At 70.0% G+C, this 21,538-nt stretch carries 14 protein-coding genes and 2 pseudogenes; 10 read left to right on the top strand and 6 right to left on the bottom strand.

The features are described from left to right. Positions 1-66 precede the first annotated feature (66 nt). Positions 67-1,278, bottom strand: coding sequence for a cytochrome P450 (locus ACFY6U_RS12775; RefSeq protein ID WP_390037403.1), 1,212 nt, complete (start codon positions 1,276-1,278; stop codon positions 67-69). Positions 1,279-1,411: 133 nt separating this feature from the next. Between ACFY6U_RS12775 and ACFY6U_RS12770 the strand changes: the two genes are divergently transcribed. After that, positions 1,412-2,056 carry a TetR/AcrR family transcriptional regulator gene (locus tag ACFY6U_RS12770; protein WP_390037401.1) on the top strand — a complete coding sequence of 215 codons (645 nt, stop codon included), beginning with the start codon at positions 1,412-1,414 and terminating at the stop codon, positions 2,054-2,056. Positions 2,057-2,401: 345 nt separating this feature from the next. Beyond that, positions 2,402-5,731, top strand: a complete 3,330-nt coding sequence (locus ACFY6U_RS12765) for a lectin (RefSeq protein ID WP_390037399.1) — start codon at positions 2,402-2,404, stop codon at positions 5,729-5,731. A 68-nt stretch (positions 5,732-5,799) separates the two neighbouring features. On the opposite strand, the gene ACFY6U_RS12760 is transcribed toward ACFY6U_RS12765, so the two are convergent. The 3 genes from ACFY6U_RS12760 to ACFY6U_RS12750 all read right to left on the bottom strand — a co-directional run bounded on the left by ACFY6U_RS12760 (position 5,800) and on the right by ACFY6U_RS12750 (position 12,601). Then, positions 5,800-8,460, bottom strand: coding sequence for a trehalase family glycosidase (locus ACFY6U_RS12760; RefSeq protein WP_390037397.1), 2,661 nt, complete (start codon positions 8,458-8,460; stop codon positions 5,800-5,802). A 301-nt stretch (positions 8,461-8,761) separates the two neighbouring features. Further along, positions 8,762-10,468 carry a carbohydrate binding domain-containing protein gene (locus tag ACFY6U_RS12755; RefSeq protein WP_390037395.1) on the bottom strand — a complete coding sequence of 569 codons (1,707 nt, stop codon included), beginning with the start codon at positions 10,466-10,468 and terminating at the stop codon, positions 8,762-8,764. Positions 10,469-10,645: 177 nt separating this feature from the next. Then, positions 10,646-12,601 carry a LamG-like jellyroll fold domain-containing protein gene (locus tag ACFY6U_RS12750; RefSeq protein ID WP_390037393.1) on the bottom strand — a complete coding sequence of 652 codons (1,956 nt, stop codon included), beginning with the start codon at positions 12,599-12,601 and terminating at the stop codon, positions 10,646-10,648. 359 nt (positions 12,602-12,960) lie between these two features. Here ACFY6U_RS12750 and ACFY6U_RS12745 point away from each other — a divergent pair. Beyond that, positions 12,961-13,377 (top strand): annotated as a pseudogene (locus tag ACFY6U_RS12745) (helix-turn-helix domain-containing protein); the annotation flags it as partial. Positions 13,378-13,541: 164 nt separating this feature from the next. Here the strand turns inward: ACFY6U_RS12745 and ACFY6U_RS12740 are convergent. Continuing rightward, positions 13,542-14,183, bottom strand: coding sequence for a TetR/AcrR family transcriptional regulator (locus ACFY6U_RS12740; protein ID WP_390037391.1), 642 nt, complete (start codon positions 14,181-14,183; stop codon positions 13,542-13,544). Between the two features lie 120 nt (positions 14,184-14,303). On the opposite strand from ACFY6U_RS12740, the gene ACFY6U_RS12735 reads away from it, so the two are divergent. The 5 genes from ACFY6U_RS12735 to ACFY6U_RS12715 all read left to right on the top strand — a co-directional run bounded on the left by ACFY6U_RS12735 (position 14,304) and on the right by ACFY6U_RS12715 (position 18,164). Next, positions 14,304-15,035: an MFS transporter gene (locus ACFY6U_RS12735; protein WP_390037389.1), complete on the top strand. Its 732-nt coding sequence runs from the start codon at positions 14,304-14,306 to the stop codon at positions 15,033-15,035. Next, positions 14,999-15,403, top strand: a complete 405-nt coding sequence (locus tag ACFY6U_RS12730) for a hypothetical protein (protein ID WP_390037677.1) — start codon at positions 14,999-15,001, stop codon at positions 15,401-15,403. Before ACFY6U_RS12735 ends, ACFY6U_RS12730 begins: the two co-directional genes overlap by 37 nt. Then, positions 15,400-15,708, top strand: a complete 309-nt coding sequence (locus ACFY6U_RS12725; RefSeq protein WP_390037387.1) for a putative quinol monooxygenase — start codon at positions 15,400-15,402, stop codon at positions 15,706-15,708. The genes ACFY6U_RS12730 and ACFY6U_RS12725 overlap by 4 nt, the downstream gene beginning before the upstream one ends. Before the next feature lie 194 nt (positions 15,709-15,902). Next, complete coding sequence (locus ACFY6U_RS12720) at positions 15,903-16,982, top strand: alkene reductase (protein ID WP_390037665.1); 1,080 nt, start codon at positions 15,903-15,905, stop codon at positions 16,980-16,982. Between the two features lie 216 nt (positions 16,983-17,198). Continuing rightward, positions 17,199-18,164, top strand: a complete 966-nt coding sequence (locus ACFY6U_RS12715; protein ID WP_390037385.1) for a zinc-binding dehydrogenase — start codon at positions 17,199-17,201, stop codon at positions 18,162-18,164. 156 nt (positions 18,165-18,320) lie between these two features. On the opposite strand, the gene ACFY6U_RS12710 is transcribed toward ACFY6U_RS12715, so the two are convergent. Beyond that, positions 18,321-18,812: a site-specific integrase gene (locus tag ACFY6U_RS12710; RefSeq protein ID WP_390037383.1), complete on the bottom strand. Its 492-nt coding sequence runs from the start codon at positions 18,810-18,812 to the stop codon at positions 18,321-18,323. A gap of 326 nt (positions 18,813-19,138) precedes the next feature. Between ACFY6U_RS12710 and fusA the strand changes: the two are divergent. Both fusA and ACFY6U_RS12700 read left to right on the top strand, forming a co-directional pair. Beyond that, a pseudogene (gene fusA, locus ACFY6U_RS12705) lies at positions 19,139-19,642 on the top strand (elongation factor G); the annotation flags it as partial. Between the two features lie 579 nt (positions 19,643-20,221). Beyond that, positions 20,222-21,538 (top strand): ABC transporter substrate-binding protein, encoded by a 1,317-nt coding sequence (locus tag ACFY6U_RS12700; RefSeq protein ID WP_390037381.1) that lies wholly within the window; start codon positions 20,222-20,224, stop codon positions 21,536-21,538.

The raw sequence follows: 21,538 nt of genomic DNA, 5'->3' as shown, positions 1-21,538 counted from the left end.
CCCGGTGGGCGCGGCGTGGCCCGGCCCCCGGCCGGTCCGCGCCACGCCCCTGTCCGGGGGGTGCCCTCACCAGGTCACGGGCAGCTCGCTGACCCCGCCGGTGAGGGTGGTGCGCACGGCGAGGTCGTCGACGTCCTTGGCGAGCCGCAGACCGGGCAGGCGCTCGGCCAGGGCGGCGAAGACGATGCGCAGCTCCGTGCGCGCCAGGCTCGCCCCGATGCAGAAGTGCGGGCCGTGGCCGAATCCGAGGTGGTTGCGTTCCGGACGGTCGGGGTCGAACGTCTCGGCGTCGGTGTAGACGGACGCGTCGCGGTTGGCCGAGTTGATGGAGAGGATCACGGCGTCGCCGCTGCGGATGGTGACCCCGGCGACGTCGACGTCGGTGTGGGCGTAGCGCAGCAGACCGAGGTCGCCGGGTGCGCCCAGGCGCATGATCTCCTCGACGGTGGCGTTGACCCGGCCGGCCGGGTCGGCGGTCAGCGCCTGCCAGTGGCCGGGGCGGGTGAGCAGGAAGAGCGTCCCCAGCCCGATGCGGTTGACGGTGGTCTCGTGGCCGGCGAACAGCAGCCCGACGCAGAGCCTGATCATTTCGGAGTAGTCGAAGTCCGCGTCGGCGCTCTGGGCGTGTACGAGGTCGGAGATGACGTCCTCGCCCGGCCGGGCCCGTTTGGCCTCGGCGAGCGTCGTCATGTACTCGTTGAACTCCTCCCGGGCCCGTTCGGCCTCGTCCCCGATGGCGTAGTCGGCCATGCGCGCCGACAGCGAGGCGAAGTGCTCGCGGTCGGACTCGGGCACGCCGAGGAGCCGGCAGATCACCGCGACGGGCACCGGGAAGGCCAGCCCGGCATGCAGGTCGACCACCCCGTCGGGGGCCGCGGCACGCTCGGCGAGCAGCCGGTCGATGCAGCCGTCCACCAGCTGCCGTACGTGATCGGAGAGCATCACCATGCGCCGGGCGGAGAAGGCCGGGGTCAGCAGCCGGCGCATCCGGGTGTGATCGGCCTCCTCGGTGGCGTAGTTGCCCGAGGGGCCCTCCTGCACCGCGGCGCTCGTGATCCGGGACGCCCGTTCCGGCTCCGGATGGGAGCGGCCGAGCCGCTTGTCGCCGAGAAGGTCGCGGACCTCCTCGAAACGGGTGACCAGCCAGGCCGGATCCCCGGCCGGTGTGGTGACCGGCGTGATCGGCGCCTCCCGGCGCAGCACCTCGTAGAGAGGTGCGAGATCGAGCACGTTCGGCCGTGCGAAGGGTAGTCGGGAACGCTCGGCGGCACCGTTCATGGTCCTCCTCCTGGACCTCGGAACGCGATCTTCCGGCACTTCGACCGTAACACTTTATTGTCAGTCACTGCCAATAATGTTTTCGGCCAGTCGCCCCGCGGCCCGGGCATGGTTGGATCGCCCGATGGAGGACGTGACCGTGGACAGTGGCCCGATAGCGCCCCGCCGGGGACGGCCCCCGGTCAGCGACCGGCAACGGCAGCGGCAGCGCCTGGACATCTCCCGCCACGCGGTCCGGCTCTTCGCCGAACAGGGCGTGGCCGCCACCTCCGGCGAGCAGATCGCGCGGGCGGCCGGCGTCTCGGAACGCACGCTGTGGCGCTGCTTCCCCAGCAAGGAGAGCTGTGTGGAGCCGCTGCTCACCCAGTCGATCGCGGCCTTCCGGGCGGTCCTGCGCGCCTGGCCGCCCGGGGTCGACCTCACCGAGCACCTGCGCTCCGCCTACCGGCCCGTACTCGACCCGTCGTCCGGCGGGGACGCCGAGGCGGTTCTCACCGTGATCCGGCTGACCCATGACGAACCCGCGCTGCGGGCCGTCTACCTGGTGCTCCGGGAGCGCGCGGAGGGCACGTTCGCCGAAGTGCTCGCCGAACGCGCGGGCGGCTCCGCCGACCTGCTGGGCATCCGGATGCGGGCCGCCACCATGAGCGCCGTGCTGAAGGTGGCGACCGACGACCTCGCCCGGGCCGTGGTGGGGGAGGGCGTCACTTCCGAGGCGCTGCGCCGGCACCGCGAACAGCTCGCCGACGCACTCGGCCTCGTCACCCGGGGGCAGTAGGGGCGTTGCCGGGGAGTCGTCACTCGCGCAACCGGCACCGGCATTGAGCCCGGCATACGCCCCTCCGTGAACTTCGCGCCCAGAAAGTCTTGTTGGCCTCGTTGACACGCCGCAAGCACAGGCGTTTCACTCAACTCTCGTGCATGGCAACGTTGTCAGGCCGTGGGAGCGACCGGATTCGTTGCCTGTCGCCGGCATTCCGGTGACTTTCGGCGCGCCGACACCTGATGTGCGAAGCACGAACTGCTGCGGAGGCAACCGATGGTGAGACCCCGACGTTCAGCCGCACCACCCTCCACCCGAGCGAGATTCCGCCGACGCCTTGCCGTCGTCTGCGTCCTGGGCATGACGGCCCTGCCGCTCTCGGCGACGGGAAGCGCCCTGGCCGCGAGCGCCGGGACGCCGGCCCTCGTGACGGACCCCGCGTCCCTCGTCAACCCCCTCATCGGCACCTCCGGTGCGGTGGACACCTTCCCCGGCCCCGACATGCCGGCCGGCATGGTGCAGTGGGGTCCCGACACGACGCCGAACCGCCCCGACGGCGGCGGCTACGAGTACGCCGACAAGAAGATCTCGGGCTTCAGCCTCACCCACGTCTCGGGCCCGGGCTGCCCGGTCGCCGGCGACCTGCCGGTGCTGCCGGTGACCGGCGCGCTCTCGGGCGACCTCGGCAGCACCTCGGTCGGCTTCAGCCACGCCGACGAGCAGGCCGCCATCGGTTCCTACAAGCTCACCGACGCCAACGGTGTGAAGACCGAGCTGACCGACACCACCCGCGCCGGACTGGGCACCTTCACCTTCCCTGCCGGACAGCAGGCGAACCTGCTGTTCAAGCTCAGCGGGGGCGCCACCCAGGTGGACGGGACCCGCGTCCAGGTGGTGAACAGCAAGGAGATCAGCGGCGCGATCGACAGCGGCCACTTCTGCGGCGCGAGCAACCGGTACACGCTGCACTTCGACATCAAGTTCGACCGGCCGTTCGCGGCGAGCGGCACCTGGGTCGGCAGCACCATCACCCCCGACGCGAAGTCGCTGAAGGCGGGCAGGGTCAGCCAGACCCCGCAGAAGTCCACGTCGAAGCCGCTGAAGGAGAAGCACTTCACCGTCCCGGCGAAGCCGGCCCCGACGGTCCACGGGAGCGCCGCCAAGGCCTCCGCCAAGGCCTCCGCGGCCCCGAGCGCCAGTGCCGCCTCCCGGCTGTCCAAGGCCGCCGAGGCCGCCCAGCCGCCCACGACCGGCGCCAACGGCATGTACCTGACCTTCGACACCACCGCGAACACCACGGTCACGGCGAAGGTCGGCATCTCGTACACGAGTGACGCCAACGCGGCGGGCAACCTCGCCACGGAGATCAGGAACTGGAACGTCGGCGCCGTCGAGAAGGCCAACCACGACGCCTGGAACGCGGTACTGAAGAAGATTGAGGTGGGCGGCGGATCCGCCGACCAGCAGACGCAGTTCTACACCGCGCTCTACCACGCCCTGCTGCACCCGAACGTCTTCTCCGACGACAACGGCCAGTACATGGGCATGGACAACCAGATCCACAAGCTGGCCAAGGGGCAGCAGGCCCAGTACGCCAACTACTCGGGCTGGGACACCTACCGCTCCCAGACCCAGCTGATGGCGATGGCCGAGCCCAAGGTCGCAAGCGACGTCGTCACCTCGATGCTCAACGGCTACGACCAGACGGGCCTGTTGCCCAAGTGGGCCTCGAACAACGGCGAGAGCTACGTGATGGTCGGTGACCCGGCCGCCGGCATCATCACCGACGCGTACGCCTTCGGCGCGACGGACTTCGACACGGCCAAGGCCCTCGCCGCCCTCCAGCACGAGGCCACCGTCCCGAACAACGACCGCCCCGGCGAGTCCGTGCGGGACTCCAAGGGCTACCTCCCGCTGGACGAGAACGACTACAACTGCTGCAACTTCTACGGCCCGGTCTCCACCCAGCTGGAGTACGACTCCGCCGACTACGCCCTCGCGGCCTTCGCGAAGTCGCTCGGAAAGACCGCCGTCTACCAGAAGTTCGCCACCCGCGCCCAGGACTGGATGAACGTCTTCAACCCGCAGACCGGCTACATGCAGGCCAGGAACAAGGACGGCCAGTTCGCGGGCGGCTTCACCCCCGGCACCTCCAACGGCTTCGTGGAGGGCACCTCCGCCCAGTACACCCCCATGGTCCCCTTCAACCTGCAACAGCTCATCCAGGCCCGCGGCGGCACCAAGGCGTACTCGTCCTACCTGGACAGCCTCCTCGACGACATCACCAGCCCCGGCGGCACCGACGCCGACCTGAGCAACGAGCCCAGCGTCGAGATCCCCTGGGAGTACGACTACACGGGCCAGCCCTGGAAGACCCAGGCGGCCGTCCGCGCGGCCCAGCAGGACCTCTACTTCAACGCCCCGGTCGGCTCGTTCGGCAACGACGACCTCGGCGCCATGAGCTCCTGGTACGTCTGGTCCGAGCTCGGCATGTACCCGGAGACCCCGGGCACGGACACCCTGGTGCTCGGCAGCCCGGCGTTCCCGGTCGCCCAGGTGACCCTGGGCAACGGCAAGACGGTGCGGATCAACGCCCCGCAGGCCGCGCCAGACGCGCCGTACGTGCAGTCCCTGAACGTCAAGGGCAAGGCCTGGAACGCCTCCTGGCTGACCTACCAGCAGTTCAAGGGCGCGGGCACCCTCGACTACACGCTCGGCACCCAGCCGAACACCTCCTGGGCGTCCGGCCCGTCGGCGGTGCCGCCGTCGGACACCACGGGCGGCGGCCGGGTACTGGCGGCGACCGGTCCCAGCAACGGCCTGGTCCTCCAGCCGGGCAAGGGCGACGACGCCACCCTCGACCTGACCAACCTCGGCAGCAAGGCCGTCACGGTCGACTGGACGGCGACGGCGCCCTCCGGCGTCACGCTGGACACGGCGTCCGGCTCGCTGACGGTTCCCGCATCGGGCAGCGCCGAGGCCAAGGTCCACGTGACGGCGGGCGCGAGCGAGGGGACGTACCCGGTCACCTTCGCCCTGACCGACCACGGCACCGGTACGGCACTGTCCGGGGCGACCCTGCGCGTGGCCGTCGCCAAGGCCGGGGCGCTGTGGCCGTACGCCACCAACGAGGGCATCTACCCCGACGGCACGACCTACTCGGGCGGGTTCGACGGCGGCGGCTGGGCCTACTCGCAGAACGCGCTGTCGGCGGCCGGCGTCACGAGCGGCTCCACCCTCACCGTCGACGGCATCTCCTACACCTGGCCGGCGGTGACGTCCGGTCAGCTCGACAACCTGGAGATGGCCGGCCAGACGATTCCGATGCCGGCCGGCACCTCGGGGTCGTCGCTGGGCCTGCTGGGCGCCGCGGTCAACGCCCCGACCGACGGCAGCGGGGTCTCGGGCACGCTGACCGTCACCTACACCGACGGCACCACCTCCCAGGCGACGGTCGGCTTCTCGGACTGGACGCTCAACGGCGGCCCGAGCAAGCCGCTGCCGAGTGACACGACGGCCGTCACCACCGCCTACCGGAACACCGGGAGCGGGGGCCGGGACGGCGTGAAGACCTACGTCTTCGCGACGAAGGTCGCGCTGGATCCGTCCAAGCAGGTGGCGTCGGTGACGCTGCCGGTGACCGGCCAGACGGGCACCGACCACCTGTTCGCCTACGGCTTCGGCCAGTAACTCCGGCAAAGAGAGGGCCGGTTCCCCGGGCGTGTGCCCGGGGAACCGGCCCTCCTCGATGCCTGCCGCTACTGGACGTAGCAGTTCTTGACCGTCCCGGCGGCCGGATCGTCGAAGACAGCGTTGTCACAGGGCGTGCCGCCCGTGAAGCTGCCGTAGGCGTAGTGGCCGTCGGCCCCGTAGGCGACCTCGTGGGTGCCGGTGAACGAGCAACTCCCGTTCTCGGCCGCGCAGGTGGTCCACGTCGTGAACGTGGGCGGCGGGGCCGTCAGGTAGCAGGACTTGGCGGTGCCGGGGGTGGGGTCGGGGAAGGCCGTGTTGTTGCAGGCGGTGCTCGGCACGGTGGCATAGGTGTACGTGCCGTTGGCGCCGTAGGCGACGGTCATCACGCCGGCGTACGAGCAGGTGCCGCCCTCGGTGGCGCACGGGGCCCAGACGTTCGTCGTGGGCGGCGGGGTCTGGACGTAACAGGCCTTGGCCATGCCGCTGATCGGGTCGTCGCCGAACGCCGTGTCCGTGCACGCGGTGTTTCCGGTGGCGGTGAGGTAGTCGAACCGGCCCTGGGCGCCGAAGGCGAGGGTCTGCGTGCCGGAGACGGCGCAGGTGCCGTTCTCCAGCGCGCACTGTGCCCAGGTGCCCGGCAGCGAGGTGTGCTCGGTGGGAGACACGGTGCCCGTGGTGGGGTAGGCGACGGTGTACGAACCGGGTTGCACGCCGCGGAAGTAGATGTAGTCGGCGTCCTGGTCCGCGCTCGCGACGCCGGTGGCGCCGGTGAAGGCGGTGCCGTTCCAGGCGGTGGTGCCGTTGATCGTGACCGTGTGGCTCTGGCCGAACCTGGGTACGGCGATCACCCCGGTGGAGCCGGTGTCGGAGCCCGTGTCGACCTGCAGGGTGAAGCTGCCGGAGGCGGGGTGGTCGTAGCTGACGTGGACGGTCTTTCCGGCGGCCACGGTCAGGGTGCCCTCGACGTGGGTGAGATCGCCGGGGTGCGGGACCACCTGGTAGGCGGTGCCGCCCGCGCCGGTCGGCTGGATGCCCAGGACGTCGGAGGTGAGCGCGCCGGTGGGGCCGGTCGACCAGCCGTGCGCCATGCTGGTGAAGGAGCCGCCGTAGGGGCCGACGTCGCCCTGGTTCGAATACCCCTCCCAGAACGTGCTGTTGGTGCCGATCGGGGAGTCGAGCATGAAGCCCCACTCGGTCCTGATGAGGTTCAGGGCGTTGGTGTCGTCACCGGCGGCGAGGTGGGCGTAGACCTCCATGGAGCCGGTGAACGGCGAGATGTTGTTGTTCCACTCCGGGGTCTGCGAGCCGCGGCTGCCCCAGCGGGTGCGCAGGTAGGCGGTCACGCTGTCGGCCTGTGCGGCGGAGGAGGTCACGCCGTACCAGACGGCGAGGGAGTTCCCGTCCTGCGGGTGGACGGTGCTGGTGGGGTTGTCCTTGTAGGCGCCGGCGGACGCGTCCCAGAGACGGGAGTCGATCTGCGTCCGGAGGGCCGCGGCCTGGTTGCCGTAGCTGGTCGCCAGCGTGCTGTCGCCCTCGGTGCGGGCCAGGGACGCGCCGGTGGTCAGGACCCGGTAGAGCATGGCGTTGGCCGCGATGTTCTCCCCGCCCTGGCCGGTGCGGGCCCAGTCCAGGGTGCCGGTGACGTTGAGCAGGCCGTTGGCGTCCACCTTGCCGGTGATGAAGTCCACGCCGCGCTTGTACTGCGACCAGATGCCGTCGAGCCAGCTCCGGTCGGCGGTGTCCAGGTAGTAGGTGTAGGTGCCGAGCAGGGTCCACATGTGGTAGGTGTCGGAACCGAAGAGGTTGAACTGCGGGCCTCCCCAGGGGAGTTCGCCTGACGACTTCTGGATCTGGTACACGGTGGTCAGTGAGTTGCGGGCGGCGGTCAGGTCGTCGGTGCTCACGTACGCCGTGGGCAGGGAGATGCCCAGGTCGCCGGGCCACACGGAGCGGTCGCGCTTGGCGCCGTCGGACAGGACCTCGCTGCCCACCCCCACCACCGCGTTGTTCTCCCACCCGGAGGAGACCGGCGGATACGGCCGCCCCTGGGCCGGGTCGATGGTGTCCATCTGGACGGTGTAGGCGCCCGCGTACCAGATGCGGTTGAGCAGCGTGTCGTTGGAGTAGAAGTAGTCCGGGTAGGCCGCCGGATTCGTGGCTCCGGGGGCGGCCGAGAACGCGAGCGAGACGCCGTTGACGTCCACCCAGCCACCGGAGTCGAGGAAGAGCGTCAGATAACGGAATCCGCCGCGCAGCTTGTCGGCGGGCATGGTGTAGCTGCCGGCGCCGTTGACCGTCGCGTAGATCGCGCCGTCCGTACCGCCGCCCGAGTTGTCGCTGCTGTTGCCGACGTACAGCGACGACTCGCTGAAGGCCAGCCCCACGCTCTGCCCGGCACTGCTCGCCCCGGAAAAGCTGAGGGTGACGATGCCGCCGACCTCCTTGCCGAAGTCCAGGGTCACGGCCGAGCCGCTGCCGTTCAGCCGGGTGGCCTGGTGCGACAGCACATGGGTGGGATCGCTCACCGAGCCGGCGGTCCGGTACACCGAGACCGGTGCGAGCGTCCGCGAGGTCGGAGCGAGGTTGTAGGGGTCGCCGGGGGTGGCCGCGGCCGGCGTGGCGGCCACCGCCGGGGGCGGGGACTCGAAGGGTGCCACGCCGCCGAAGGCCAGGCCGAGGCCGACGACGAGCGCGATACGGAACGCGCCTTTGAAGGGATGGTTCACGGGAGGGTCCCCTCGGTTGATTGGAACGTTTCAACTTTCTTCAACACGTCGCCAGAGAAGAAACGCACGCGGTGAAGCTTCGGATTGTCGAGGTGTGTGCATGTGTGTGAATCGATTCAAAACCAGGATGGGCGAGTGGTGCAGACCAATCGGGAGTGGGTCCAGGCAAGCAGGGTTGACGCGTGCAAGTCAATACGGGTGCGGAGCCTTGTCGTCCGGACCGGAGCGCGAGACGCGCCCCGTCGACTCGCCCGGGTGAGGAAGCCCGAGGTCGCCGCCGGGGCGCGCGTGGTCGCGGCCGTCAGCCGAGGGTGAAGTCGTCCGCGTCGACGGTGGACTGGCCGTACCAGCCGTGCACGTAGACGGTCACCGCTCCGCTGCTTCCGGTGGTGAAGCTGACCGTGAGCTGGTTCCAGCTGCTGCTGTTGGACCAGGTGCTCGCGGTGGCGCCGCCGCTGACCCCGAGGTAGGCGTACGGGCCCTGCACCCAGGCGGTGAGGGTGTAGGTGTGGTTGGCGGACAGGGTGACGCTCTGGTCGCACTCGCCGGTGCTGCTGGAGCTCGGCGTGACCTGGAGGGCGTGGCTGCCGCTGTGGACGGGGCTGGAGACCACCGCGCTGCCGCCCGTGCAGGTCCAGGGGCTCGCACTGCCGGTCTCGAAGCCCGCGTTGGTCAGCGAGCCCCCGCCGCCTCCGCCGCTGCCGGAGGACGTGACCGTGAGCGAGTAGGTCGCGCTGTGGCTGCCGCTCGCGGCCGTGCCGGTGACGGTGATCGGGTAGGTGCCCGCGGCCACGGACGAGCCGGCCGTCGCCGTCAGCGTGGAACTGCCGCCGGACGTCACGGACGTGGGGGAGAAGGAGACGCTGACGCCGGAGGGCGCGCCGGAGGCGGAGAGGCTGACGGACTCGGCGCTGCCGGAGGTGACGGCCGTGCCGACGGTCGCGGTCGCCGAACCGCCCTGGGCGACCGAGGCGGAACCCGGCGACAGGGACAGGGAGAAGTCGGTGGCGGTGCCGCCTCCGCCGCCCGTACTGCCTTCGTAGGGCACGAACGCGTCGGTGAACGCGAGCGTGTTCTGGCTGATCTCACTGCACGTGGACAGCGAGTTGGCGCTTCCGCTGCACGGCTGGTCCCGGTTGGCCGACCAGAACGACAGGCGCCCGACGCCGTTCTGTGCGGCGAAGGACTCCACCGTCTGGGCGTCCGCGAGGGTGAAGGTGGACCCGTCGTCGTTCTTGCCGATCATCGGCGTGATGCCGAGGTTGGCATAGGTGTAGCCGGAGTCGACGGACTGCATCTGCGCCAGCGTGGCCTTGGCCGCGGAGACCGCGCCCTGCCCCATCTCGGTGCCGGTGCCCGCGTAGTAGTCCATGGCCATGATGTTGACCACGTCGATCCTGATGCCCGCCGTCTTCGCGGCCTTGAGGATGTTGACGCCGTCGCCGGTGAGCCCGCTGGTCAGCACGGGCAGGGTCATGGAGAACTTCAGGTTGGGGTTGGACGCCTTGAGGTCCTTCATCGCCTGCATCTGACGGGCCGCGGCCGCGGTGTCCGCGATGGCGGCGCCCTCGACGTCGAAGTCGAGCTGGGTGACGCCGTAGTCGTTGATGATGGCCTGGTACCCGGCGTCGATGCTGCTCTGGGTCGAGCACGTCCAGGCGAGCGGCTCACCGCTCGCCCCGCCGGAGGAGATGATGACGGAGGCGCCCTCGGACTTCGCCCTGGCGATCTCGGGGTCGGTGTAGGAGTCGTTGCCTATGGGGAGCGTGTCGCCCCAGATCTGGGTGCAGCCCTCGCCGAGTACGAAGGCCGCCGTGTAGGCCTTGAGTCCGTGTCCCGTGACGGCGGTGTCGAGCAGTCCTTCCTGACCGTTCGACATGTCGACGTAGGGAGCCACGGAGTAGACGCTGCTCCCCGCGGCGCTGCCGGCGGGGGCCAGGGCGACGGTGACGCCGGTGGCCGCGAGTGCGAGCGCACAGGCGGAGGCCGCAAATCTTGCCAGGTGCATGACAGTGGCCCTTTCGGGATGCCCATCGAGGGCGGGGTGGTGGGGGTGGGCCGAGATTTGGTACATACCAAACCGCCGTGGAGGCCTGTCAGTCAAGAGGACTAGACCAACTCCATACCATTCGGGGATGTCTCCCGTCTCCGGCGGGCGGGCGGGCCGGAGACGGGAGACCCCGTCTCACCGCGCCGTCAGGAACTCGTCCGCGGCCAGGGGGCGGTTCACGATGCGGATGTCACCGATGCTGCCGTGGAAGACGATGTCGACGGCGCCCGCGTACTCGTGACCGCCCACCAGCCACGGCAGCCCGAGCGAGGTGAGGCCGGCCGACAGGCGGTCCGGGTTGTCGGCGACTGGGGCGCCCTCGACGTACAGCCTTGTACGGCGGCCGTCGTTGACCACCGCGAGGTGCCACCACTTGAGCTCCACCAGGCCGTGCCCCCAGTTGGTGGTCGGCCAGGTGTCGTTCAGCGGGTAGTGGTTGAACTGCGGCTCGCGGCCGTTGTTCGAGATGGAGAGCTGGAGCACCGGCTCGCCCGGGTCGGTGTTCCTGCCGTGCTTGCCGGCGTCCCCGGCCGAGCCGCGGCGGCTGAGCACCGACGCCCAGCCGTTGTTCCCGGCGTCCCAGTCCAGCGGCAGCATCACGAACGTCTCGATGGTGTACCCGGACCTGAACGTCTCGCCGTTCAGCGGAGCTTGCGCCCCGGTGGTCAGGTACGAGCCGTGCAGCGGGTTGCGGCCGCCGCTGAACTTCAGGCCGGCGTGCGCGGGCTGGTCGGGGTGGTGGTCGGCGGACCAGGTGAGCGCGTCGGCCGCGGTGCCCGGCAGGGTCACCACCGTCAGGTCGTTGCCCTTGCCGGACAGGTCGCGGACGGTGTCGCCCGCGGTGAGCGCGGTGCCGGGCGCACCCTGTCCGTCGAAGCGCCAGTAGGCCAGCGTGCCCTTCACCAGCTCCCGGGCGGCCGGGCGGGCCGGCCGGCCCGGAGCCGGGGCGAAGCCGGAGAAGCGCCGCTCGAAGTCGATCGGCACCGAGAAGGCGTCGACCGGGCCGGTGATCCGGGCGTGCTCGGCCGCCAGTTCGGAACGGGACTCCGGCTCCTGGGCCAGGATCCACGGGTTGACCGTCTCCACGTCGATCGTGTTGCGGGCCAGGTCGAAGTGGTACAGCCGGATCATGCCGCCACCGCCGAAGTAGCGGTTCTGGTAGTTGGTGATGTGCAGGTGCACATCGTTACCGGCGGCGTTCTTCGCGGTCGTCCGCGCGGGCGGCCAGTAGTGGCCGTTGAGGGTGAGGAAGATCTGGTCGTTGCCGTCGATCAGCCGGTCCCAGACCGTCCGGCCGTGGTCGGAGAGCACGGCGTTGTCCTCCGGGTCGCCGGACTCGTACGGGAAAACGTTGTCATCGTAGTCGGAGTAGACGAGGTCGTGCGTCGTGAGGATCACCGGCAGTTTCGGGTGGGCCTTGATGACGCCCTCGGCCCACGCGAACCCCTGCTCGCTGGTCCGCCAGTCCAGGGCGAGCAGCAGCCAGGAGCGGCCGGCGGCCCGGAAGACGTGCGCGGTGTTGTAGCCGGTCGGGTCGGCCCCGGCGAACGTCTTCGCGTGAGCGAACCGCTGCGGGCCCATGGTCCGCAGGTACGCCGTGTCGCCGCGGCCGTCGTCGCCGCTCACGTCGTGGTTGCCGGCCAGCACGCTGTACCCGGCACCGTGCGCGTCCAGCAGCGCGAACGCCTTGTCGACCTGCTGGAACGAGGACGGGTCCGCGTCCTGGGTCAGGTCGCCGAGGTGCGCCATGAACACGATGTTGTCGCCGTTCGCGTTTCCGCTGTGGTCGATCACGTAGCGGAACGACGCCTCCTGGGGCGTCCGGTTGACGCTGTCCTGGCTGCCCCAGTAGAGGAACTGGGTGTCCGGCATCACCGCGAGGGTGAACCGGAGGGCGTTCGGATCCGGTCTCCAGGCGCCGCTCCCGGTGCCGCCGGTGGCCTCCGCGGCGGACGCGGGTGTCGCGCCCAGCACGGACGCACCGGTTCCCGCTGCCGCCGCTCCCGCGCCGGCCAGCGCCGTGCTGCGGAGGAAACCGCGCCGGCTCTGCCCGGTGCTCTCCTGCGCCGGGGTGTCGTCTCGATGGGACATGGGGCCGCCTTTCCCGTGCCGATGGCTCAAACGCGACGACGCTACCCAGCGGCGCTCCCGGTCGGGCGGCCAAGAGGTGACTGGTGAAGAGCGGTCGTCTGTCCGGGGCTTGAATCGCCGTCGGGGCGTGGCGGGCCACAGCCTCTGGGCACGGTGCGCCGTCGTCAGGAGGGCGATGCCCGACTGGGGATCATTCGCAGTGCTCCGGCCTTGAGGCCGGCGGTGAAGCGAATCCTGTGGTCGCAACGCGGACCGTCGCGGTGGCGTTCCGGCGGAGCGGGGACCTGCTTCGTGGCGGTGACGGGTCGCTCACATGTTCCCGGTGGCGACGTGGGTTCGACTTGCCTAGTGCGATCGTCATGCAGCTCCGGTACGCCTTCAGGTTGTACCCCGACGCCGCCCAGCAGGCCGCGCTGGCCAGGGCGTTCGGGTGTGCCCGTGTCGTGTTCAACGACGCGGTCCGCGCCCGCGAAGACGCCCGTAGGGCCCGGCAGCCGTTTCCGACGGCCGGTCAGCTGTCCCGGAAGCTGATCACCTAGGCGAAGCGGACGGCTGGGCGGTCTTGGCTGGGTGAGGTGTCCGCGGTGGTGCTCCAGCAGTCCCTTCGGGACGTGGAAACCGCGTACCGCAACTTCTTCGCCTCCCTCAAGGGCACCCGCAAGGGACCAAAGCTGGGCCCGCCTCGCTTCAAGTCCCGCAAGGACGCCCGGCAGTCGATTCGGTTCACCGCCAACGCCCGCTGGAACATCACCGCCAGTGGCCGTCTGAACCTGCCGTAGTTGCGGCGTTGTTCGTCGGTCAGGAACGCCAACCTCCCTCGCCATCGCTTCTCCCCGTGCTGTGACGGCGCTCACCTCAAGTCACGTGACCAGCAGATGCAGTGGCGGGGCCTGCCGGTTCGGGCGGTCGGGTGCGGTTCCCACGCCACGGGTCTCGATCGCTAGTCGGATGCGGGCGGAGCGACGCCGGCGGCCGGGAGGAGCAGTTTGTCGACCATGTCCAGGAGAAATGGCCGGTCGACAGACTTGCCTTCGATCAGGGCGCGGTATGCCGCGAGGGAGGGGATCAACCGACTCAGCATGTTCAGGTCGACGTCGTCTGCCATCTCGCCACGGGCGATGGCGCGGTCGATCATCTCGCGGAAGGCGGTTGCCCACGGTTCGATACAGACGGCGTTCGTGATCTCGGCGACCTCAAGATCCTGAGAGGCCATGGACAGGAGGCCTTTGGTCACGCTGAGCTTGCGTTGCTTTTCCTCGATCGAATCGGGCTTGAACATGGCGCGAAGGTCCTCGCGCAATGATCCGGTATCAGGCGGCTGCTCGATCTTGGCGGTGTGGCGGCCCATGTGCCTGAACGCGTCGAGGACCAGTTGGGGCTTCGACTCCCAGCGGCGGTAGACAGTCGCTTTCCCCGCGTGGGCGCGGGCCGCGACGGCATTCATCGTCATCCGCTCATAGCCGACCTCGGCGAGCACCTCCAGCGTGGCGTCGAGGATGTCGGCGTCGCGTGTGTCGTCCCGTTGCCTTCCCCCTCGGCCGACGCGTCGAGACCCACGACCAACCACTGAGGAGTCGTCCATGAGCCAGATCATACCCGGGCCAGTTCCGGAACCCTGTAGTATCGGAACTCATAAGTCTCGTTCATGTGAGGCGACGCGCTGACCAACGAAGAGCGCCGACTCCCACCCGAAAGGCAAGCCGTGAGTTCCACAACGTTGAGACCGCAGGCCCAAGCTGGCGCCGAGCGCAAGAACGTCGCGTTGTTCCTGCTGGCAATGACTCAGTTGCTGATCATGATCGACGGCTCGATCGTCAATGTGGCGCTGCCGGCGATCGGCCGTGGCCTGCACATCTCGACCGAGAACCTCTCCTGGGTGGTCAACGGCTACACACTGTCCTTCGCCGGCTTCCTGCTCCTGGGCGGCCGCGTCGCCGATCTGGTCGGACGGCGGCGCATGCTCATTCTCGGCCTGGCCGTGTTCGTCGCCACGTCGCTGCTGGGAGGCCTCGCGCAGAACGATGCGTGGCTCATCGCGGCCCGCGCAGGACAGGGCATCGGCGCCGCGATCGCCTCCCCCGCGGCGCTGTCGATCATCACCACGATGTTCACCGAAGGTGCGGAGCGAAACCGCGCGCTCGGCGTGTGGGGCGCGGTCGCCGGGGTCGGCGGCGCAGCAGGCGTGCTGCTGGGCGGCGCCTTGACCCAATACCTGGACTGGCGCTGGATCCTCTTTGTCAACGTGCCGCTCGGCGCGGTCGTGATCGCCTTCGCCCCCCGCTTCCTGAAGGAATCGCGCTCAGACCATCCCGGGTCTTTCGACCTGGTCGGAGCGGGATTGATCACTGGGGGACCGGCGCTGTTGGTCTACGCGTTCGTCAACGCCACCAGCGTCGGGTGGGGATCTACCCAGACGATCTGGCCTCGGGCCTGATCAACACCGTTCAGCAAGTCGGCGGCGCGCCCGGACTCGGCGTTCTCGCCTCTATCGCCAGCAGCGCCACCAAAAGCTCGCAGGCCTCCAGTCAAGCCGTCGCGCTGACCCACGGGTTCTCCCACGGCTTCCTCATCGCCGCCATTGTCGCGATCATCGCGACGCTGCTCACCCTCCTGCTCATCTCAAACCGCGACAGCCGCGAGCACGCCCGGGCCGCCCAGCGCGGGCAGGCCCCGTCGTCGTCTGACAGGCATCTAAGACCTCCAGAGGCGGCACAACGGCGACCCTGCCCTCACATACAGAGCGCCGTAGGCGGACGCCAGCCTCCGATCCACAGACCTCAACCCAAGAAAGATCAATCATGAGCGTTGTCATCGTTGTCTCCTTCAAGCCGGATCCCACCCACCGCGACGAGCTGATCGCCGCTGTCGACCGGGCGGCGAGGGTGTTTCACACCGAGCACGGATGTGAACGCTTCACGCTCTCCGCGAACGACCAGCGCATCGTCCTGATCGAGAAGTGGGCCGACCAGCAAGCCCTCCAGGCCCACCAGGGCACCACCAGGCTGCATGAGCTGTTCGCTGAGATCGACGGCATGGTCATCGGCAACCCCGACATCCAGTTCCTCACCCCCCACCCTCTCGGCGAAGCACCACAAGGCGTCCTCTGATTGCGATGAATTGGTTCGTCCGCAAGCTCGATCCCGCCATCGGCTCAAACGTCGGCGGCCGGCCGTGTGGCCGCCGCGTGGGCGAGCGCGTCCTCGATGGACCGCAGGCAGCGCAGCGCCTCGGCGTGCTGATGCCGATAGCGCGCATCGAAAGTGGGCCGCCGGCCGGGTGGCCCTTTACCGAAGGGAAGACCATGACGACTGCGTTCGATCCGATCGAGCTGGGCGGCAAGCGTCTGGCCAACCGCATCGCGATGGCGCCGATGACCCGAAGCCGGGCCTACGGGCCGAGGGCCAGTGCGACAGGGCTGATGGCGACCTACTACGCCCAGCGTGCAAGCGCCGGGCTGATCATCACCGAAGGCGTTCAGCCGTCGGTGGTCGGTCAGGGCTACCCCGACACTCCGGGCCTGCACTCCGCCGAGCAGGTCGCCTCGTGGCGCCAGGTGACCGATGCGGTTCACCGTGAAGGCGGAGTGATCTTCGCGCAGCTGCTGCACACCGGCCGCATCGGCCACCCCAGCCTGCTGCCCGCGGGCCTGGTGCCGGTGGCGCCCTCCGCCGTCGCAGCGAAGGGGCAGCTGTACACCCATGAGGGCCTTCAGGACTTCGTCACTCCGCGGGAGCTGGATGACGAGGAGATCGTGCAGACGATCGCCGACTTCGCCGACGCGGCGCGCAACGCCATCGCCGCCGGTTTCGACGGGGTGGAGCTCCATGGGGCGAACGGCTACCTGATCCACCAGTTCCTCGCCCCCAACACCAATCAGCGCACCGACCGATGGGGAGGCGACACAACGGGCCGGGCGCGCTTCGCCGTCGACGTCACCCGCGCCGTCGCCGGCGCCATTGGCGCGCACCGGACCGGCGTCCGCTTCTCTCCCGGGTCCCCCTTCAACGACATCGACGAGACGGACCAGGCCAACCTGGAGGAGACCTACACGACCGTGACGGCCGCTCTCGCCCCGCTGGGCCTGGCCTACCTGCACATACTCGAAGGTTCCCACCAGAGCCTGACGGGGGTCCTGCGCAAGGACTGGCCCGGCACGTTCATCCTCAACCCCTTCACCTCCCCTGAGCCCACCGACCACCGCTCCCTGAGCCTGATCGAGGACGGCACCGCGGACATCCTCGCCTTCGGCGCACTGTTCGTGGCCAACCCCGACCTGCCCCGTCGCCTCGCATCCGGCGGCCCCTACAACGAACCCGACCACGCCACGTATTACGGCGGCGACGAGCACGGCTACACCGACTATCCCTCCCTACCCGCCTGACCACCCGGGGCGCGCCCCGTCCCGTCCACTCCTCATCTGAGGATCTGATCGCGACCACCGTCGCCGCCCCAACCCATCCCGGCGGCACCGAGGAACCAGCCCACCCAGTCGGTCGCCGATACCGCCCTGATCACGGACGCCGTCGACCAGCCAGACGGCCTCTCCCCTGGGACAGGCCGTCGCCCTTCTGACCGGAACAACGAAAGGAAAGACTCGATGCGAGTCGTGCACGTCACTGAGTTCGGCGGCCCCGAGGTGCTGTCCGTGGTAGAGGCGCCAGAACCCCAACCCGGCCCCGACCAGGTGATCGTCGCTCTGGCGTTCGCCGACGTCCTCTTCCTCGACGCCCTGATCCGCAGCGGGGGATGGGCAACCCGGCACTTCGCCCGCACACCGCCCTTCGTGCCCGGAACCGGCGGCGTCGGGACCGTGATCGCGGTCGGAACCGGCGTCGACCGCGCCTGGCTGGGACGCCGGGTCCTGGCCGCCGCCGAGACCGGCTACGCCGAACAGATCGCCGTCTACGTGGGACAGCTCCTGCCCGTCCCCGACGAGGTCGACGACCAGACTGCGGCGGCCCTGCTGCACGACGGCGCGACCGCGGCCGCCCTGGACCGGCTCGGCGAACCGAGGCGCGGTCAGTGGGTACTGGTCACCGCCGCCGCGGGAGGAGCCGGGTCACAGCTGGTCCAGCTGGCCGCGGGAGCCGGAGCACGCGTGATCGCGGCGGCGTCCACCGGTGACAAACGAGCCTTCGCCGAGAAGCTGGGCGCCGAGATCACCATCGACTACACCCAGCCCGGATGGGACGACCAGGTGCGAACCGTAACCGGCGGCGGAGTCGGCCTGGCCTACGACGGTGCCGGCGGCGGACTCGCGACAGCCACGCTGTCCACAGTCGTCGACGGTGGCCGACTGGTCACCTACGGCACGACGAACGGCTTCGCCTCCCTCGACTACGACGACGTCACCCGCCGCGGCATCGACATCATCACCCCCGTGGCCTCGGGCGCACTCACCGACGAGCACCTGCCCAACGCCGCGCGGGCCCTCGCCCTCGGCGCCGAAGGACGACTGCGCCCAGTGATCAGCGCGGTCTACCGCCTGGAGCACGCGGCCGACGCCCACCGCGATCTCGAAGCACGCAAGCTGATTGGCAAGGCCCTGCTGGCGATCACCTGACAGGCGCACGCTCGCTCCGCGTAACGCGGCGGCGCCGGAGCCGACCCCGTTCCGGGGGTCGCCGTATCAACGGCCGCAAAAACAGCGGATATCGCTGACCTGGGACGATGTCGCTCGGGGTGTGGTGTCGCCCGGTAATCGTCGAAGTGTTCCGGCTCAGCCCCGTCGGCGGGCAGCTGGGCCGCGTGAAGCGACGTGCCGGGCGACCGCATCGACGCCTGGGCAAGCGTAGCGCTCCAGGGACCGCACGGAGGCGTGCCGGGAGCGGGCCACCAGCATCGGCGTGGACGTGCCGTTCTCCGCGTCGTGTGTCAACGCACAGTGCCTGAGCCGGTGCAGTGTCCAGCCCTCCAGGTCCTCGATGTCCTCGGGCCGGGCGAGCGGGTTGGCCAGCAGCCGGGCGGAGGTCTCGAAGATCTCCTCTGCCCGGCGGTAGGAGAGGCGGGCGCGGCTGGTCTCCTCGCACACGTCCAGCGTCGCGGTCCCGGCCGGAGCCTTGCGGCCGGTGAGGAAGAGCGGGCCGCATGTGCGTCCGGTGATCAGGCGGGGCAGGAGCCGGGCGGTGCCCGACTGCCAGTGGATCCACTCTGTTGCTCCGCCCTTGGCGGTGATCTTGCCTCGCTTGTCCTGCGGGTACAGATCCTCCACGTTCAGGCACAGCACCTCGTCGGCTCGGCCGCTGATTCGTAGAGCATCTTCCAGAAGGTCTTCTCCCGCAGCGATGCGTCCGGCCGCCACTGGGCGGCGATCTGGCTCTGGGCCAGGGCTTTGGTGCGGTCCGGCGGGGCCGGACGCCGCTCGATGCCGATCGTCGGATCGCATTCGATCCAGCCCTGGCGCTGCCACCAGCCGATCGCCTTGCACGCGATGGACAGTTCACGGTCGACCGTGTCGGCGTCCATCTCGTCCGCCACGAGTGCGGGCCCGAAGGCGGGTGTGAAGGCGGCCGCGACGGAGGGTGTGAAGGCGGCCACGAGGGCGGCTTCGCGTTCCGGTCGGCGGTCGTCGGCGGCCGGGTGCCGCAGGAGTACGTCCGCGCGGTCGAGGCCGGCTGCCGGGACGCCCTCGCCGAGGGCCCCCTCGGCGGCCATCCGGTCACCGGGCTGCGCGTCACACTGACCGACGGTTCGACGCATGTGAAGGACTCCTCCGACACGGCGTTCCGTACGGCGGGGCGGCTCGGCCTCCGGGAGGCACTGCGGGCCTGCGCGATGACCCTGCTGGAGCCGGTCGCCGAGGTCACGGTCACCGTGCCCGAGGACGCGGTGGGCGGCGTGCTCGGCGACCTGGCGGCCCGGCGCGGCCGGGTCACCGGTACCGCGGCGCGGGGCGGCGCGGCGGTGCTCACCGCCACCGTGCCGCTGGCCGAACTCTTCGGCTACGCGACCCGGCTGCGCGGCCGCACCCAGGGCCGCGGCACCTTCACCGCGCGCCCGGCCGGCCACGCCCCGGCCCCGGCCGCGGCGCCCGTCCGGTGAACCACGGCGGGTGCCGGGGACCACCTCCCCGGCACCCGCCGCCGACGCCCGGCCGCGCGCCCTCCACCGCCGCCCGGTCACGCGCCGCCGCCGGTACCCGTACCCGCCGGCCTCCTCCGCCTGCACCGTCGTACCCGCCTTCCGGATCCGCCTCCGCGCGCCGGCGACGACTCCGCCGACGGTGCCCGCCGACGCCCTCGCCGCGCCGGGACCCTCGCACCTGCCGACGCGCCCGGCACCCGGCCCCGCCGCACCGCCCGCAACCACCCGTCGAAACAGAACCGTTGTGGAACGCCGGCCGCCCCCGCCCCGCGCAGGTCACCCCGCTTCGGCCCAGGTCACGCCGCCGGGGGCGGGGGTGCTGTCGCCGCGGAACCGGCTGTTCCCCGGCCCGCCTGCACCGATACCCGTGCCGGATCCCTTGACGAGCCACTGTTCGAGGGATTAACTCACGTCCTAAATTAAGCCATGAGGGGCTTTGGAAGCCGAACGTCGGCCCAGGCGTCCGCACCGCGCGGGCGCCGGCCTTCGCGAAGCCCTCTCGGGGTTATCGACTCCCGGAAAGGCACAGCTGGAGCCATGCGCAGCATCCGAGCCGCGGCCGTAGGCGCCGTCACCATGTCTCTCGCCCTCGCGGCCACGGCCTGCGGTGGCGGTTCGTCCACCGGGGGCGGGTCCGACGACTCCCCGAAGACGCTCACCTACTGGGCCTCCAACCAGGGCGCCAGCATCGAGGTCGACAAGAAGGTCCTCCAGCCGGAGCTCGACAAGTTCCAGAAGCAGACCGGCATCAAGGTCAAGCTGGAGGTCGTGCCCTGGTCGGACCTGCTCAACCGGATCCTGACCGCGACCACTTCCGGCCAGGGCCCCGACGTGCTGAACATCGGCAACACCTGGAGCGCCTCGCTGCAGGCGACCGGCGCGCTGCTGCCCTGGGACGCCAAGAACTTCGGCAAGATCGGCGGCAGGGACCGGTTCGTCGACTCCGCGCTCGGCTCCACGGGCGCCGAGGGCAAGGACCCGGCGGCCGTACCGCTGTACTCGATGGCGTACGCGCTCTACTACAACAAGAAGATCTTCGCAGACGCCGGCATCTCCAAGCCCCCGGCCACCTGGGACGAGCTGATCGCCGACGGCAAGAAGATATCGGCGAAGGGCAAGTCGGTGCTGGGCGCCGAGGGCGGCAACGTCTCGGAGAACATCCATCACGTCTTCGTCTTCGCCAAGCAGCACGGCGCCGACTTCTTCACCTCCGACGGCAAGCCCAACTTCACCGACGGCAACGTCGTCGCCGCGGTCAAGCAGTACGTCGACCTGATGGCCAAGGACAAGGTCATCCCGACCGGTGACGCCGAGTACGCGCAGAACCAGTCGGTCAGCGACTTCGCCAAGGGCAAGCAGGCCATGCTGCTGTGGCAGTCGGCGTCCTCCAACCTCACGTCGCAGGGTATGAGCGACAGCGACTACGGCATCGCCCCGGTGCCCGTGCAGTCCGGCACCCCCGGCACCGGCGCCCAGGTCAACTCGATGGTCGCCGGCATCAACCTGGCGGTCTTCAAGAACACCAAGAACCTCGACGGCGCCACCAAGTTCGTCAAGTTCATGACCAGCGACGACGAGCAGAAGATCCTCAACACCGCCTACAGCTCCATACCGCCGGTCAAGACGGCCCAGGAGGACGCGGCCTTCAACACCCCGGCCAACTCAGTCCTGAAGAACACCCTCGCCACCAGCGCCGCGGCCCTGCCCCAGGTGGCGTCGGAGTCGCAGTTCGAGACCACGGTCGGTACCGCGGTGAAGAACCTGTTCGCCGACGCCGCCGACGGCCGCGCCATCACCACCGACTCCGTGAAGGCCGAGCTGGAGAAGGCCCAGCAGCAGATGCCGGCGGCCTGA

It is taken from the genome of Streptomyces sp. NPDC013157, assembly GCF_042899865.1.
Lineage (GTDB): Bacteria > Actinomycetota > Actinomycetes > Streptomycetales > Streptomycetaceae > Streptomyces.
Note: the sequence above shows the minus strand (reverse complement) of the source record. Positions and strands in the feature narration are given on the sequence as shown.

Bases quoted from the DNA above. Each gene is read 5' to 3' on its own strand.
- ACFY6U_RS12775 (WP_390037403.1), bottom strand. From the start codon at position 1,278: ATGAACGGTGCCGCCGAGCGTTCCCGACTACCCTTCGCACGGCCGAAC.
- ACFY6U_RS12700 (WP_390037381.1), top strand. From the start codon at position 20,222: ATGCGCAGCATCCGAGCCGCGGCCGTAGGCGCCGTCACCATGTCTCTC.
- ACFY6U_RS12740 (WP_390037391.1), bottom strand. From the start codon at position 14,183: ATGGACGACTCCTCAGTGGTTGGTCGTGGGTCTCGACGCGTCGGCCGA.
- ACFY6U_RS12720 (WP_390037665.1), top strand. From the start codon at position 15,903: ATGACGACTGCGTTCGATCCGATCGAGCTGGGCGGCAAGCGTCTGGCC.
- ACFY6U_RS12755 (WP_390037395.1), bottom strand. From the start codon at position 10,468: ATGCACCTGGCAAGATTTGCGGCCTCCGCCTGTGCGCTCGCACTCGCG.
- ACFY6U_RS12725 (WP_390037387.1), top strand. From the start codon at position 15,400: ATGAGCGTTGTCATCGTTGTCTCCTTCAAGCCGGATCCCACCCACCGC.
- ACFY6U_RS12750 (WP_390037393.1), bottom strand. From the start codon at position 12,601: ATGTCCCATCGAGACGACACCCCGGCGCAGGAGAGCACCGGGCAGAGC.
- ACFY6U_RS12715 (WP_390037385.1), top strand. From the start codon at position 17,199: ATGCGAGTCGTGCACGTCACTGAGTTCGGCGGCCCCGAGGTGCTGTCC.
- ACFY6U_RS12765 (WP_390037399.1), top strand. From the start codon at position 2,402: ATGACGGCCCTGCCGCTCTCGGCGACGGGAAGCGCCCTGGCCGCGAGC.